The organism is Bacteroidota bacterium, from assembly GCA_017303905.1.
GTDB lineage: Bacteria > Bacteroidota > Bacteroidia > B-17B0 > Aurantibacillaceae > JAHEYG01.
Map to the genome: position 1 here is coordinate 76,464 of JAFLBH010000003.1, position 15,984 is coordinate 92,447.

The window sequence follows — 15,984 nt, forward strand, 5'->3', positions numbered from 1 at the left end:
TGATAAGTAAATTTTAAAGGCAAAATGAGCGGGTTAAAAAAACAATTTCAGTTTGTACACATACCAAAAACCGCGGGTACAACATTCGCTCTTATATTAACTCGTCAGTTTAAGTGGGCTAAAAAATTATCCTTTTACTCGCCAAAAGCGCGTCTGAAATACCCCACTCTAACGCCGGAATACAAAAATAAATTTGATTTAAGTTACGGCCATATTGGCTTTACAGCTAATCAGGGATTAGAAAGAGGGATAGAATATTTTACTTTTTTGCGTTCAGCACGCGAAAGACTTCTTTCTTCCTATCGGCATATTAAAGGCGACGGTAATCATGTTATAAAAAAACAAATTAATGTAGATGATTACACCTTAAAAGATTTTTTGAAACAAGGTTTGGTAAGAAATTTCGATAATTTAATGGTACGTTATTTGTCAAATACCATTCAAAAAAATTTTTTAACCGTTAATGAAGAAGATCTGAAAACCGCAATCAAAAACTTTGACGAACATTTTCACATTTTCGGTTTAACCGAATATTTTGATGAAAGTTTAGTTTTACTCTCTGATTACATGAACTGGCCGCCTTTGTATTATGTAAAAGAGAATAAATCATCTTATAAAATCGACAAATCGGAACTGGATGCTGAAACTGAGGAGCTAATTAAACTTTGCAGCAAATATGATGAAGTTCTATTTCAACACGCTTTAAAAAAATTCAAAGCTCTAATGGAAGAAAAGAAAGAGGTGATTGAAAAGGGCTTAAAGGAATTACATGAGGGAAATAAAAAATACGCAACCATCATTAAAATACGTAACAATGTTAATTTAGCGTATGCCCGGTTAAGAAAGCTGTTTGCTACCATATGAAACAGGAACATATATTTATTCCGGAAGCTGTTTTTCCTATTGGTAAAAAACGATTATTAATGCAGTATTTGCGTTGGCTGCCGGCAAAACTTGGACTTATTAATAAAACTGCTTTTCTCTTTCAGATCAGAAAAATAAACCCCGACGACATTTTTTTGGTGTCTTATCCAAAATCAGGTAATACTTGGTTGCGCTTTATACTTGCCTACTTAAAAAACGGCACCTCCGCTACGATTAATTTTCACGAACTTGAAACTATAGTACCGGATGTTTATGTTTCAAAAGACATTATTGACAACCAATCTTCGGGAAGAATTATCAAAACGCATGACATCTTTTTTGAGGGATATCCGCGTGTGATTTATATACACCGTGATTATCGGGATGCTTTAATTTCCTATTATCATTTTGTATTGGCCTACAAATTTTTTAGCGGTACTTTCTCTGAATTCATCCGTAGTAATATTGTATTACGTCATGGCAGTTGGAAACAACACATTAAAGCCATGAAAATGTACCAAAAGCAACATCCCGATAAAATCCTTGTGCTTTCTTACGAATCGCTTTTAAATAATTTTAATGAAACCATTTTAAGTATTAATCGCTTTTGTGGTTTTAAAAATCCTGTAAATATTGAATTATTAAAAGAGAAAACCTCCTTTACTGAACTAAAAAAAATAGAAAATGAGTTTGGCAGTCGGTTTATGTCGAATACCAAACAAAATTTTGTTCGTGAAGGTAAATCCGGCGGATGGAAAAGCTTTTACAGTAAAGAAGATTTGGAATTTCTGTATTCCGATAAAGAATTGGTATCTTTAATGAACGAATTAGGTTATTCAGTTGAATGAGTTTTTCATTTGTCCATATAGTGAATGCTGTTTCAGAAAGTGAAAACAAATCACTTTTTGAATTACAAAATCTCACTTTGGCTTCCATGCAAAAAGCCAAATCTTACAGCAGTTATTCAATTGAACAAGTCTTGTGCTATCACAAAGACTATCCGGTGAAAAACGACGCATTTAAACAATATCCTCCACTTGAGAAAAGCATTCAGGATATTGGCACTTTTAGTAATAAAAAGAAATTACCACTGCTAAAAGATATCCTGAAGCTTGCGTACGAAAACAGTCAGGCCGATTACATCATTTATTCAAATGCGGATATTGGTTTAATGTTACCTTTTTACAATGCGATTGGAAAATACATTGAACAAGGGCATGATGCTATTGTGATTAACCGAAGAAGAATCAAAAGCACACTTAACAAACCTGAATACTTAGACCTTATCTATACAGAAACAGGAAAAGAGCATTTGGGATTTGATATGTTTGTATTCAAGCGTGATTTATTTCCGAAGTTTATTCTTAACAACACATGCATTGGTATTCCATTTGTAGGAAATGATTTATTCTACAATTTATTCTGCTTTGCACAGAATCCCATTTTACTGACAAAACAACATCTCACTTTTCATATTGGTTTGGAATTAATAAAAGATTGGGGCGGTGCTGATATGAAAAATCACAATTACAGAGAATTCAGAAAAACAACAAAAGCCCTTTTGCCACACATGCAAATCGCAAAATTTCCTGGTGCTGAATTGAGTTTTTTTAAGCGTCACATCAAGTGGCTTATGAATCCAACTCTTAGTTACCCTGAAATGTGTATCACCGATTTAAAACAATTGGGAGCTAAGCGTCATGCCAAAAAAGTATACGACCCCAATTACAAAAAGCAAAGCTATTACGAATGGCTTTTAAAGAAAGTTAATTTCGATTAAGCAAACTGCTTAACATCTTTATCGCTGATTTCCTTACCACCTAAAATCACTAAACGCTCAATTACATTACGAAACTCTCGGATATTTCCTGTCCAGCTGCGTTTTTGCAATTCCTTTATTGCTTCATTGGAAATCGACTTTACAGGCATGTTACCTTCCGTACAAATTTGATTTAAGAAATGTTTAGCCAAGAGAGGAATATCATCTAATCGTTCATTTAAAGACGGTACATGAATTGGGATTACATTTAAGCGATGGTATAAATCCTCTCTGAAATTTCCCTTTTCGATTTCGGATTTCAAATCCTTATTCGTTGCTGCCACCACTCGAACATTCACTTTAATCTCTTTATCGCCACCCACACGCGTAATTTTACTTTCCTGTAAAGCACGTAATACTTTGGCTTGTGCCGACTGGCTCATATCTCCAATTTCATCCAAAAACAAAGTACCGCCTTCAGCCATTTCAAATTTACCCTTACGTTGTGCGATGGCACTCGTAAATGATCCTTTCTCATGACCGAACAATTCGCTTTCAATTAATTCTGATGGAATAGCAGCGCAGTTTACCTCAACAAGCGGTCCGGCAGCACGATTGCTTTTCTCGTGTAACCAGCGAGCCACTAATTCTTTCCCGCTACCATTGCTACCTGTTATTAAAACACGGGCCTCTGTTGGAGCTACTTTTTCAATTATATCCTTGATATCCTTAATTGCTTTCGATTCGCCAATGATGTCAAAAGTTTTACTGATTTTTTTCTTTAACTGTTTAGTCTCCGTAACAAGACTCGATTTATCCATCGCATTTCTAACGGTCACCAGCAAGCGGTTTAAATCAATGGGCTTAGCTAAAAAATCGTACGCACCCTTTTTAACGGCTTCCACCGCGGTATCAATGGTTCCATGTCCGCTCATAATAATTAGCGCACTGCCCACCCCCGATTCAATAAGTTTATTTTGTAACTCCATGCCATCCAGTTTTGGCATTTTTATATCACTTAAAATAACATCGTAATTATTTTTCTGTGCCATGGAAAGTCCTTGCACACCATCTTCCGCTTCATCCACAGAATATTTTTCAAACTCCAGAATTTCCTTTATGCTTCTGCGAATGGCTTTCTCATCGTCTATTACTAAAACTTTAATCATAACTTATGTACTAAAAATCACTCCTTCTTTAAGAGAGTATGTTGAAACTCGTAACTGTTTTAAATTAAATTCACGGATTATGTAATTAACAAATAAACATGAAATAGCTATCATATCCACACGCATTTCTATTAGGCCTTTCACCTTTAAGCGCTCCTGGTAAGACATGCGGATAATTTTTTCTGATAGGGGGAAATATTTATCCAAGTCAATCAGATACTCCGTTTTATTTTCAGTAATGTTAGTGGTTTGATATTCGCCGGCCATCATTTCCACGATACTGTCAAAAGCCCCTGAAGAGCCTACCAATTCATAAACACCATGTTCACGAATGGATTGTTTAAGCGATCCGAGGGATTTATCAAAATGACCGTATAAACTTTTTATCTCGGCTTCCGATATCGGATCGGAGGGTTCGATGTATTCTAATAGACGAGCAGCGCCCAGTAAATAACTTTCCTTCCAGATTAAATCCGAATTATTGCCAATAATAAATTCAGTGCTTCCTCCGCCAATATCCATGATTAATGAATTACGGTGATCCATTTTCACAGCTGCGCGATTGCCAAAATAAATGAGTTCCGCCTCACGTAAACCATCAATTATTTCAATATCAATCCCGGTTTCAGCTTTAGCTTTTGCCACAAAATCCTTTCCGTTTGAAGCACTACGAATAGCTGAAGTGGCAAGTGCCAGCACCTTTTTTACTTCATTTTTATCAATGATTTTACGGTATTCCTTTAAAGCATTAATACCTCTGGCAAATGGCTTTTCAGAGATGAAACCCTTATTAATGCTCCCCTCTCCCAGCTTGACCGGAATCCGTGCTGATTCGAGCTTTTTATAGGTAAAATCGCCGTTTTTATCTACAATAAGCAGATTAAAAGTATTAGTCCCTAAATCGATAACGGCAATCCGCATACAAACCTAAATTTCTCTAAAAATAAGCTTCCTTCTACTTATTAACAAGCCAATTAATTTTGCACGGGGTATTGACTTTCATCAATTATTGAGCTATTTTTAATACTCTATAAACAAACACACGAACACTAAAACACACTAACAACATGAAAAAACAATTATTCTTCTGGATAACCGTTTTGAGCTTTTGCTTTTATAACGGCTATTCGCAAAACGCTGTGCCTGGTTGTGTAGATGGAGAAATCTACTTAAAATACAAACCGGGAACAGTGGTTAAATACAAAACACCAACCGATATTAACCCTATGGTGATGCCGGGAATGAAAACATTAATTGGGAAATATGGTGTAACAGCTGCACAAAAACCATTTTACCAGGCTATAGACAGTAAAGATTTACAATTAGTTTATAAAGTTGCTTTTTCAAATATTAATGATGTTGAAAATTTAATCAGCGATTTATCGTCACATCCTTCGGTAGAATATGCTGAGAAAGTTCCGTTATGTGTAACTTCTTATACTACCAACGACCCCCAAGGACCAACTTACAGTACAAATCAATGGTTTTTAAATACAATTGGTGCTCAAAACGCGTGGAATGTATTTAATAGTACTTCTAATGGGACTTCAACCATTACTGTTGCGGTAGTGGATAATGCCATTGCAAGAACCCATCCTGATTTGAGTGCAAATATTTGGACAAACACCGGAGAAATTGCAGGTAACAACATCGATGATGACGGAAATGGTTATGTGGATGATATAAATGGTTATGATGTGGGTGATAACGATAATAGTGTGTTACCCCCGAATACTTCTTGGAGTCACGGAACTCACTGTTCCGGAATTGTGGGCGCAAGAAATGATAATGCGGTCGGGATTTCATCCATTGGACATAACGTAAAAATAATTCCTGTTAAAGCAACTGCGAACTCTGCAGGGTCAAATGCTGTAACCAACGGATACGGTGGAATCGTTTATGCCGCTCGTTGTAATGCAAAAGTAATTTCATTATCGTGGGGTGGAACAGTTTCATCAATTACCGATCAATCTGTGATTAATTATGCCTGGGGAAGAGGTTGTATCATTATTGCTGCAGCCGCTAATGATGGTAATAATGTGTTACATTATCCAGCAGCTTATACCAACGTTTATGCTGTTGCCAACACAACACAAACTGATACCAAAAACTCTTCTTCCTGCTATGGAACATGGGTAGATATTTCAGCGCCCGGTACAAACATTTATAGTACAGTTCCGAACACCAGTTATAACTACTTAACAGGAACCTCTATGGCTTGCCCGTTAGTTGCTGGCCTAGCAGGTTTAATGCTTTCGAAAAATGCATACATGACGCCAACTCAGGTATTGAATTGTATTTCTTCAACAGCAGCTAATATTTATACCATCGCAGCAAATTCTTCTTACGCGCCAAATCAATTAGGTGCCGGACGTATTCAAGCATATCAAGCGATGTTATGTGCATCCGTTACGCCTGGAAATGCGCCAACAGCTGATTTTTACTCGGACATTCAAAGTACTTGTCCAGGACAACCAATTAAATTCTTTGATGTTTCTACATTATATCCAACCAGCTGGAGCTGGACTTTCCAAGGCGGAACACCTGCTACCTCAACTGTAAAAAACCCTACTGTTACTTATGCAGCAGCGGGAACCTATTCAGTTGCTTTAACAGCAACCAATCCATACGGTAATGGTTCGGTAACTAAGATTGCTTATATCACTATTACTAACCCGGGTTCTTTACCATTAGTGGAAGGGTTCCAGGGAGCTGCATGGCCTCCTGCAGGATGGGTTAATGATAACAAATTTCAAGATTCTATTAAATGGGAAAGAGCTACCAATGCCGGTGGATTCGGAACCAGCAGTGCCTCTGCCTTATTTGATAACTATTATCATGATGCCGGAGGAATTCGTGACGGTTTAATGGCGCCAAAGTTAAATTTTGGTACAGTTTCAAACGCTCGCTTACGTTTCGACGTAGCTTATTCACGATACGATGCTACATACAGCGATACATTAGAAGTTAAAATCTCTACTAATTGCGGTAATACCTGGACCAGCGTATACATGAAAGGCGGTACAGCTTTATCAACTGCACCGGATTACACTGTTGATTTATGGGTTCCTACTTCTACACAATGGAGAAGAGATTCAATTGATATCTCGACTGTAGTTGCCGGGCAAGGAAATGTATTGATCGATTTTGTAAATCATGGTCATTACGGACAAGGCATCTATATGGATAACGTCAATTTAGTTTACACTGTTTCTGCATTGCCTCCTGTAGCGAATTACAATTACCCAAGCAGTATTTGTACAGGCGCTTCAATTACATTTACTGACATTAGTACAAACGTTCCAACATCCTGGAGCTGGAATATGCCTGGAGCATCGGTTTCTACATCTACACTTCAAAACCCTACTGTGACTTATAATACCGGAGGAGTTTATAATGTAACATTAACTGCAACCAATGGTAGCGGAAGTAACAATAGCGTAAAAACCATAACAGTTACAAGCACACCTACTGTTACAACAGGTGGAACCAGCACTTTGTGTTCCGGAACTTCAGGAACAATTACAGCGAGTGGTGCTACAACGTATACTTGGCAGCCTGGTGGTTTAACAGGGTCGTCAGTTGTCGTTTCTCCGTCAGCAAATACAACTTATACAGTGACAGGTAAAAATGGTAATTGTTCAGGTAACAACACAAAAGTAATTACAGTAAATCCAACACCAACCGTTAACGTAAACAATCCAACTATTTGTACAGGTGGCACAGCTACTTTAACTGCAAGTGGTGCTACAACTTATTCATGGAATACCGGAGGTACTGGCGCAAGTATAAATCCTGCTCCTGCTTCAACAACAGTTTATACAGTTACCGGAACAACAGGAAGTTGTTCTAGTTCCAAAACTGCTACAGTTACCGTTGCTCCTGCACCTACAGTGGCAGTAAACGCTGCAACCATTTGCGCAGGAAGTTCTGTAAACTTAATAGCAACCGGCGCTGCTTCTTATACATGGAATACTGGAGCAACAACTTCATCCATTGCCGTTTCTCCAACAGTTAACACAACTTATACCGTAACCGGAGCAAATGGAACTTGTGTAAATACAAGAACAACTTCCGTTAATGTAAATGCTTTACCAAGTGTTTCGCTTGCCGCATCATCAAGCACTGCTTGTACAGCATCAACCGGCGGAATTAATGTGACGTTAACTGGTTCGCCATCCGGTGGTGTATTCTCAGGAGCCGGTGTTAGCGGCGGTACATTTACCGTGCAACCAACTGCCGGTACATATACTGCAACTTATACATTTACCAACTCCACTACAGGTTGTTCCAATAGTGCCGCTACAAACATTTTAGTGAGCGTATGTACAGGCGTTGGAGAAGTTAATTTATTAGACGATAATATTAATTTATTCCCTAACCCTAATTCAGGTATCTTCACTCTTCAAGCTAACATGGAGAATGCTTTTGATGTAACTATTTACAACAATATCGGACAATTAGTTTACAGTAAAAACGCATTGAAAGGTGCCAATGAAATTAACTTAAGCGAATTTGGCCGCGGTATTTACAACGTAGTAATTAAAGTAGATACCGATTACAAAACTATAAAGGTGATTATCGAATAATAATTGCCCATCCCCGAAAGAGGCCCTCGCAGTCCCGATAGCTATCGGAAGCGGGGGCTTTTTGCTTTATACATAGTAGAATATCAATGCTTCTCTTAACAAGAGTTGGATTAAGAGTCAATTCTAACAATGAGAATGCATCTAAAAAGGATCTACATCCACTTGCACCCAGAATTTTTCGTTACGATAATACAAATGCAGATTATTAATTTCATTATGCAGCATTTGACGAATTTGGTTTGGCGGACTAGCTTTATCTACTTTTAAAATGATTCGCTTATAGTAATTGTTCTTTATTTTACTCACCAATGGAAATTGCGGTCCCAACAAATCTTTTCCGAAAAAACTTTTTAATCGCTTAGCTAATTCGGTGCTGATGTTATTGACAAGATTCACATCCTTACTTACCACATTTAATTCAATTAAACGACTGAATGGAGGATAATGGTAATTTTTTCTTTCCATCAATTGGTTATTATAAAACAGGCGCATATCGCCATTCAATACATATTGCAACACCGGATGCGTTGGCTGAATGGTTTGAATATAAACCTTTCCATGCTTATGCTTACGCCCTGCCCTGCCACTTACCTGGGTAATTAACTGATACGCTCTTTCGTGAGAACGGAAATCCGGAAAACTCAACAAGCTATCGGCATTTAAAATCCCAACCACACTTACATGATCAAAATCGAGGCCTTTGGTTACCATTTGCGTACCAATTAAAATATCGATGTGCCGTTCTTCAAAATCATCAATGATTTGCTTGTAGGCATGTTTGCTTCGCGTCGTATCCAAATCCATCCGTCCCACTTTAGCCTCCGGAAACATTATCTCAATATCTTCCTCTATTTTTTCGGTACCATACCCTTTATATCGCAAATCGTTATGTCCGCATGCACCGCAAGATGATGGAGGGGCAATGGTATATCCGCAATAATGGCACATGAGTTTATTAGAGTGCTTGTGATAAATTAAAGCTACATCGCATTGGGTACAATGCGGCACCCAGCCACAAGCGGTACATTCGGTATAAGGCGCAAAGCCCCGACGATTCTGAAATAAAATAATTTGTTCTTTGTTATGTAAAGCTTGTTTGATGGCAGCATGCAATGGTGGCGTTAGAATAGATTTCTTTTGATGCTCATACTCCATCTGTTTGATATCACAAATAATGGTATCGTTAGCCACATTATGATGAAAGCGCTCTGCCAACTCTATAAAACCATATTTACCGGTTAAAGCATTTTGATACGATTCCATGGAAGGCGTTGCTGAACCTAACAACACTTTACAACTATGCAGAGTAGCTAAATAGATGGCGGTATCGCGTGCATGGTAACGCGGTGACGGATCCTGTTGTTTAAAAGAGTAATCGTGTTCTTCATCAATAATTATCAATCCTAAATTTCTAAAGGGTAAAAACAATGCCGAACGCGCTCCCATTACAACACTGTAGTGCTGATTTTCATTCTCAGGACTATTTAAAACTGCATTCCATATTTCAACACGCTCATTCTCGCTGAATTTACTGTGATACACGCCTACCTTATCACCGAAATAAGCCCGCATACGTGTAATGAGCTGTGTTGTTAATGCTATTTCAGGTAATAAGTACAACACCTGTTTACCGCCGGCGATGGTTTCTTCAATAAGCTTGGCGTAAATTTCTGTTTTACCACTTCCAGTGACACCATGTAATAAACTTACCTGATGCTGATCAAAACTCTCCTTAACTTTATTTAATGCTAATTGTTGTCCTGCACTTAGTTCCTTTTTATAGGTTTCTGAATGATGATGCATTAAGCGTCCAACTTCAAATTGCTGCTCCTCTAAAATTTCTTTTTTAATCAGCGCATTCACCGGATTGTTATCGAACCTTGCCAGTAAATCTGCTTTTTTTACCCATTCGTTGTTTTTTACCTCATCCGTTTTTGAGAGATGCAAAAACAACAATAAAACCTCAGCTTGTTTGAATGCCTTTTTCTCCAATGAATTTAAAAGATCCCTGAGTTTGTTTTCGTCTTTATAGGTTTCATAAAGCTTTACAAAGCTTAATAATTTAGGTTTGTATTTATCTTTTACTTCTTCATACACCAATACAACTCCCTTTTTAATTAAACTATTAATTAATCCGTGTGGTGTTTTAACTTTAAGAATAGAAGCCACGTCATCGAAGCTCAATGTTTCTTTGGCTAACAAGGCATCTATTACGGAATGTTCCCGCTCATTAAAGAAATCGTGTTCGCATTCTTCGAGATTAAAATCGGGATTTAACTGAATGTTAGAAACACTGCTCAATTTCAAAGAAGAAGGTAAAGCAGCATTCATTACTTCGCCGGGTCCGCACATGTAATAGTAGCTCATCCAATCCCACATCTTCAATTGCTTTTCGGTAACAATGGGCTTTTCATCAATGACTGAATCAATGTATTTAGCCGTATAAGCAGTGGGAGCCTGAGAATGTACGTTATGAATAATAGCTGAATAAAATTTTGATTTACCAAATTGCACAAGCGCACGCTTACCTATTCGCACCTCATCATTAAACTCCTGAGGCACGCGATAGGTGTACTTTTGGGGTAAAGCCAAAGGCACAATCACATCCACAAACAAATCGGTACGCGCTGCCATTTACTTTTTAAATATTAAAATTAAACGCTCGGATTTATCCGCGTCAAAAGAATTTAAATGATAATCCCCAAAAACATTCTGCAAACTCAGTCCGGCTTTTACAGCCATATCGGTGAAGTTTTCCTTATTCAGCAGTGCCACTTTCTCCTCAAAAAAGTAAGTTTCGCCCTTATCGTCAAACTCAATTCGCTTGACTATTTTTCCATCTTCCACTTTTTTAAAGATTTCGAAACGGATTCCCTCAATGGTTTTAATTTCATGAGGAATCAAACAATCTGTTACTTTTTTGCAATTAAAGAAATCAAGAACAAAGCATCCATCCGGTTTTAAAGCCTGTGCAACATTTTGAAAAACTTTGTAGGTATCTTGGGGTCTATCGAAATAACCGATACTGGTAAAAAGATTAAATACAAAATCGAAATAATTAATCCGGAAAGGTGTACGCATATCGTGCACAAAAAACTCCAGTCTTTCATTCGCCGATTTTAAAGCTTCTTCAATACTGTTTTCGGCCAAATCGGTACCAATAACCTGTATGCCCTTTGAATTTAGGTAAACCGAATGCCTACCTTTTCCGCAGGCCAAATCCCAAACTTTATGAGATGGATTTATGTGAAGGTTTTCAATGAGCTGACTAATAAATGCGGCGGCCTCTTTATCATCTCTATTTTTATACAAAACATGATAATACGGAGAGTTAAACCAGTCTTTATACCAAATCTTTTCGCCCATAGTACTCAAAGTTAGCAATACCCCAGCGAAAATAAAACCATTGTTAGTAACAAGAAGTAGCTACAGCTCACTGCATTTCGTAAAACAAAACACCCCGGCTAAACCGGGGTGCTTATTTATTGAACAATTCGTGCTTTTACGTATTGGTATTTTTCGAAGACCTGTCGGCGTTCAATATGGTCGTTATGCCATGCCGGTCCGCCAACTGAAGAATGCAGGGTGAACTTTAAACGCTTAACATTACCACCGCGAGCTTCTACAGCCTCAATGATTTTCTCTTTTGTTCTTGCAGCTCTACTAGCAGCAAGTTCTTTATTGTTTTTAAATGAAATCATGGTAGGCACTTTAGAAGCACTTGCTTCAATAGCAACAGTCACTGCTTTCTTTTTCGACACCATTACTAATTTATTAATAAAGCCATCCCATACCTCTTGTGCAGAATCCAGTTTGTTTTTATTGTAAGTGAAATAGTATTCGTATTTGTTTACAGTAAATGGTTTCGTGCTAACCGGAGCTCCTTCTAAGAACAAGGTTTTCTTGTAAACTTTATTAGCTTTAGTGTTATTGGTAGTAAATAAGCTTTTCTCAGAAGTAGCATCGCCTGATTTAGCGGTTAAATTGTAATTCACATCTGTTTCTAAAGCAATTCCGGTTAATTCACCTTTCTCGTTGGTTGTACCTTCATACTTACTGTTATCGTTACCAACTAAAATAATATTAGCGTTTGTAACAGGCGTTTTGTCGCTTTCACTTTTATAAACTACTACATCTAAACTAAGTGCGTAAGCAGATGTTTTTGTTTTGCCATCGAGGTATAAAATCTGAGATACTGTTTTGTTACCTTTGATGCCTTTAGTACTTACGGTAGCTTCTGTTTTCTTTCCGCCGAATTCCGTTACAATCGTATAATTATTATCCGGTTGTAAAATGATTCCATCTTTCTTTCCTTTATCATTGGTTGTGTAAGTTTGAGTTTTGCCATCTTTATCTTTCACAGTGATGGTTGCTCCTTCTACACCTTTTTTCTCTTTCGCATTATTCAATACAATTGTATTTAATAAAATACCTTTATCGCGAACTTTAATTTTACCAAGTAATTTAACCGGTTCAAGATTTACTTCACGTTTGATCTCTTGATAAGTTAATTCATTGGTTACATAAATATCTTCGTTATAAAACTCTTCTCCTTTTGGAGCCTGATAAGAGAAATTGTATTCTTTGCCGGGAGGTAAGATAACAGCGAAAGTTCCATTCGCCATTTTTGGTTTGTAGGTTCCGATGTTTTCACCGGTTAATTTATCTGTTACCACAATTACTAAATCTTCAGGTAAAGTTTCGCCTTCCGCAGGTACAATTTGTCCCTTAAATAAAGCTAATTGTTTTTCACCTACACCTTGAATAGATATCATGTAAATATCTTTTTCGCCATAACCTCCATCTTTTGCTGATGAGAAATATGCACGACGTCCATCCGGTGAAGTGGTATAAAACACGTCATCATCAGGCGTGTTAATAGGATGCCCTAAATTAAACGACTCAGAAAACTTTCCGTTCTCATCTACTAAACAAAACATTAAATCAAATCCACCCATTGATTTATGTCCTTTGGATGCGAAGAAAAAAGTTTTGCCATCCGGATGCATGAAAGGAGAATCCTCATCATATTCTGTATTGATGCTTGCTCCTAAGTTTAAAGCTTTACTCCATTTTCCATTCGGTAATTTCACACAACGATAAATATCGCGACCACCAAATCCACCAGGACGATCAGAAGTAAAGTATAACACCGTTCCGTCTACATTAAAACATGCATGTGGCTCCCAATGCTTAGTATTAATATCAGATCCAAAATCCTGCAAGCCACCCCAGGTTTTTCCATCCCATTGTGAGTAATAAATATTTCCATTACCACCATCATCCTTAAATACTATTAATGTTTGTCCGTCAGCGCTCAAAGCCACTGAAGCCTCATGACCGTTGGTGTTTACATAATCGCTTAAAGGTTTTGGAGAACTCCATTTACCATTATCATCTTTATACGAAACAACGATATCTTCGAAGAATTGTCCGTCAGGCGTTTTTTCTTGTCCGGTACTATTAGGACGACGAGTTGTATAAATAATTGTTCTTTCATCTGCACTTAATACCGGTGAGAAATCAGGATATTCACCGTTAATGCTGTCACCCAAATTTGTAATTTGTACGTTAATAGGTGTTGCAATTTGTTCCTTAGCGTAATTAGCCTGACGTTTATAATATTCGATTTCCTTTTTCCATTGTTTATCACCCTCCACATATTTTTCAAATTTTGCATAATTTGCTATTGCTTCATCGAATTTATAATTGATATGTAAAGCTTGTGCGTAATAGAAATAAGCTAAAGGAGGAGCGCTTTTTTCTGTAGGATCATCCATTCGGTAATTCTTAGCCACATTAGCAACCGCTTTTACTAATTTCGCTTCCGCATCCGCTTTTTTAGTTGGTGATTTTAAATAACACACCCCAACATTATAATTAATATTCGCTGAAGACGAATCTAACTCATAAGCGGATAAATAATTTTTCAATGCCAGTCCGTAGTTTTCTTCCAGCATTAAATAATTACCTTCTTTAAAATATTGAGCGTAGGTTCCATTTGCAATTTGTGCCTGTGCAAAATTTGCGACAAGGAACAGAATAAGCCCTAGAAGTTTCTTCATTTTTTACCTTTTTAAGAGAGCAAAATTATTCAAATAATAGACAAAAACTAGCTTTTTGCCGTTGAACCTGAGAATAATACAAACAAAAGCCCGTTAATAAACGGGCTTTATCTATTTAGTAAGATTTTGCTTTAGATTGAGCGAGTGGTATCCCATGTCTCAAGGTAATCAGCTACTTTACGTAAGAAGCTTCCGCCTAAAGAACCGTCTACAACGCGGTGATCGTATGAAAGGGATAAGAACATAAAGTGACGAACACCAATCATATCACCTTGTGGTGTTTCAATAACTGCCGGTTTCTTTTTAATTGTTCCAACGGCCATAATAGCCACCTGAGGTTGTAAAATGATTGGAGTTCCCATTACGTTACCGAAGTTTCCTACATTGGTTAAAGTAAAAGTACCACCTTGAATTTCGTCGGGTTGTAATTTATTGGCACGAGCACGTGTTGCTAAATCATTCACCGCTTTGGTAATGCCGATTAAGTTTTTCTCATCCGCATTTTTAATAACAGGCACGATTAAGTTACCGGTTGGTAAAGCTGCTGCCATACCAATATTAATATTCTTACGCTTAATGATTTTAGTTCCGGTTTGATCAACGGATACGTTAATCATTGGGAAGTCTTTAATGGCTTTAGCTACAGCCTCAATAAATAATGGAGTGAACGTTAACTTTTCGCCTTCACGCTTTTCAAATTCTTTCTTCGCTTTATCTCTCCATAATACCAAATTAGTTACATCCGCCTCTACATATGAAGTTACGTGTGGAGAAACATGCTTACTAATTACCATGTTATCGGCAATAATTTTACGCATGCGATCCATTTCGATGATTTCATCACCGGCACCTACTGAAACAGCAGGACGATTAACAATAATAGCGTTATCACCAACTGAAACTGATTTTGAAGTTTCACTGGTAGTAGTGGTAGTAGTGGCAGTTTTTTGAACCGGAGCAGTTTGCTTGTTACGGTTTGGTAAGTAAGCTAATATATCTGCTTTGGTTACTCGTCCGTCTTGTCCAGTTCCTTTGATGTTATCTAATTCTTCTAATGAAATTCCTTCTTCCTTAGCGATGTTTTTCACCAATGGAGAATAAAATTTATCCGATTTACTGAAATCAACATTCGCTGAAGCAACAGTTGCCGTTGCACTCTTCGTTTCAATCACAGCAGCGGTTTTTGTCTCAGCAACAGGAGCTGTTGAAGTAGATGTAGTTCCGGCTGCAGCATCAGAAGAAATATGAGCGATTACAGCCCCCACTTGAACTACGTCACCCTCTTTAAATAATTTTTTAACCAATACACCTTCAAATGGCGAAGGAATTTCACTGTCCACTTTATCGGTAGCGATTTCTAAAACTGTTTCGTCAGTTTTAATTTTATCACCTTCGTTTTTTGTCCATTTAATAATCGTCGCTTCTGCAACACTCTCACCCATCTTGGGCATAATTAAATCAAACTGAGCCATTTTGTATTGTTATAAGAGACGCAAAAATAACTTATATCTGCTTTTATGCAAAGTTATTTACCAATA

Annotated in this window: 10 protein-coding genes; 4 read left to right on the top strand and 6 right to left on the bottom strand. The window is 37.4% G+C overall.

Annotated elements, in window-relative coordinates; genetic code table 11:
* The first annotated feature begins 24 nt into the window (after positions 1-24).
* Genes J0L69_11110 through J0L69_11120 form a run of 3 tightly spaced genes read left to right on the top strand, consistent with a single transcriptional unit; the run spans position 25 to position 2,644 of the window.
* Positions 25-864, top strand: coding sequence for a sulfotransferase family 2 domain-containing protein (locus J0L69_11110; GenBank protein MBN8693738.1), 840 nt, complete (start codon positions 25-27; stop codon positions 862-864).
* A complete protein-coding gene (locus tag J0L69_11115; GenBank protein MBN8693739.1) occupies positions 861-1,712 on the top strand; it encodes a sulfotransferase domain-containing protein in 852 nt (283 codons plus the stop codon). The genes J0L69_11110 and J0L69_11115 overlap by 4 nt, the downstream gene beginning before the upstream one ends.
* Complete coding sequence (locus J0L69_11120; protein MBN8693740.1) at positions 1,709-2,644, top strand: hypothetical protein; 936 nt, start codon at positions 1,709-1,711, stop codon at positions 2,642-2,644. The genes J0L69_11115 and J0L69_11120 overlap by 4 nt, the downstream gene beginning before the upstream one ends.
* Here the strand turns inward: J0L69_11120 and J0L69_11125 are convergent.
* Positions 2,641-3,792, bottom strand: coding sequence for a sigma-54-dependent Fis family transcriptional regulator (locus J0L69_11125; protein MBN8693741.1), 1,152 nt, complete (start codon positions 3,790-3,792; stop codon positions 2,641-2,643). The genes J0L69_11120 and J0L69_11125 overlap by 4 nt on opposite strands.
* 3 nt (positions 3,793-3,795) lie before the next feature.
* Complete coding sequence (locus J0L69_11130; GenBank protein MBN8693742.1) at positions 3,796-4,713, bottom strand: exopolyphosphatase; 918 nt, start codon at positions 4,711-4,713, stop codon at positions 3,796-3,798.
* A 146-nt stretch (positions 4,714-4,859) separates the two neighbouring features.
* On the opposite strand from J0L69_11130, the gene J0L69_11135 reads away from it, so the two are divergent.
* Positions 4,860-8,381, top strand: a complete 3,522-nt coding sequence (locus tag J0L69_11135; GenBank protein MBN8693743.1) for a S8 family serine peptidase — start codon at positions 4,860-4,862, stop codon at positions 8,379-8,381.
* A gap of 141 nt (positions 8,382-8,522) precedes the next feature.
* Here J0L69_11135 and priA read toward each other — a convergent pair whose 3' ends face one another.
* From priA to J0L69_11155, 4 genes are all read right to left on the bottom strand, one after another.
* Complete coding sequence (priA, locus tag J0L69_11140) at positions 8,523-11,015, bottom strand: primosomal protein N' (protein MBN8693744.1); 2,493 nt, start codon at positions 11,013-11,015, stop codon at positions 8,523-8,525.
* Positions 11,016-11,747: a class I SAM-dependent methyltransferase gene (locus J0L69_11145; protein MBN8693745.1), complete on the bottom strand. Its 732-nt coding sequence runs from the start codon at positions 11,745-11,747 to the stop codon at positions 11,016-11,018.
* A 116-nt stretch (positions 11,748-11,863) separates the two neighbouring features.
* Positions 11,864-14,446 carry a PD40 domain-containing protein gene (locus J0L69_11150; GenBank protein ID MBN8693746.1) on the bottom strand — a complete coding sequence of 861 codons (2,583 nt, stop codon included), beginning with the start codon at positions 14,444-14,446 and terminating at the stop codon, positions 11,864-11,866.
* A gap of 131 nt (positions 14,447-14,577) precedes the next feature.
* The gene (locus J0L69_11155; protein ID MBN8693747.1) at positions 14,578-15,918 is read right to left on the bottom strand and encodes a 2-oxo acid dehydrogenase subunit E2; all 1,341 of its coding nucleotides are present in this window, start codon (positions 15,916-15,918) and stop codon (positions 14,578-14,580) included.
* Positions 15,919-15,984 lie beyond the last annotated feature (66 nt).

Coding starts and splice junctions, on each gene's coding strand:
- J0L69_11110 (MBN8693738.1), top strand. CDS start 25: ATGAGCGGGTTAAAAAAACAATTTCAGTTTGTACACATACCAAAAACC.
- J0L69_11115 (MBN8693739.1), top strand. CDS start 861: ATGAAACAGGAACATATATTTATTCCGGAAGCTGTTTTTCCTATTGGT.
- J0L69_11120 (MBN8693740.1), top strand. CDS start 1,709: ATGAGTTTTTCATTTGTCCATATAGTGAATGCTGTTTCAGAAAGTGAA.
- J0L69_11125 (MBN8693741.1), bottom strand. CDS start 3,792: ATGATTAAAGTTTTAGTAATAGACGATGAGAAAGCCATTCGCAGAAGC.
- J0L69_11130 (MBN8693742.1), bottom strand. CDS start 4,713: ATGCGGATTGCCGTTATCGATTTAGGGACTAATACTTTTAATCTGCTT.
- J0L69_11135 (MBN8693743.1), top strand. CDS start 4,860: ATGAAAAAACAATTATTCTTCTGGATAACCGTTTTGAGCTTTTGCTTT.
- priA (MBN8693744.1), bottom strand. CDS start 11,015: ATGGCAGCGCGTACCGATTTGTTTGTGGATGTGATTGTGCCTTTGGCT.
- J0L69_11145 (MBN8693745.1), bottom strand. CDS start 11,747: ATGGGCGAAAAGATTTGGTATAAAGACTGGTTTAACTCTCCGTATTAT.
- J0L69_11150 (MBN8693746.1), bottom strand. CDS start 14,446: ATGAAGAAACTTCTAGGGCTTATTCTGTTCCTTGTCGCAAATTTTGCA.
- J0L69_11155 (MBN8693747.1), bottom strand. CDS start 15,918: ATGGCTCAGTTTGATTTAATTATGCCCAAGATGGGTGAGAGTGTTGCA.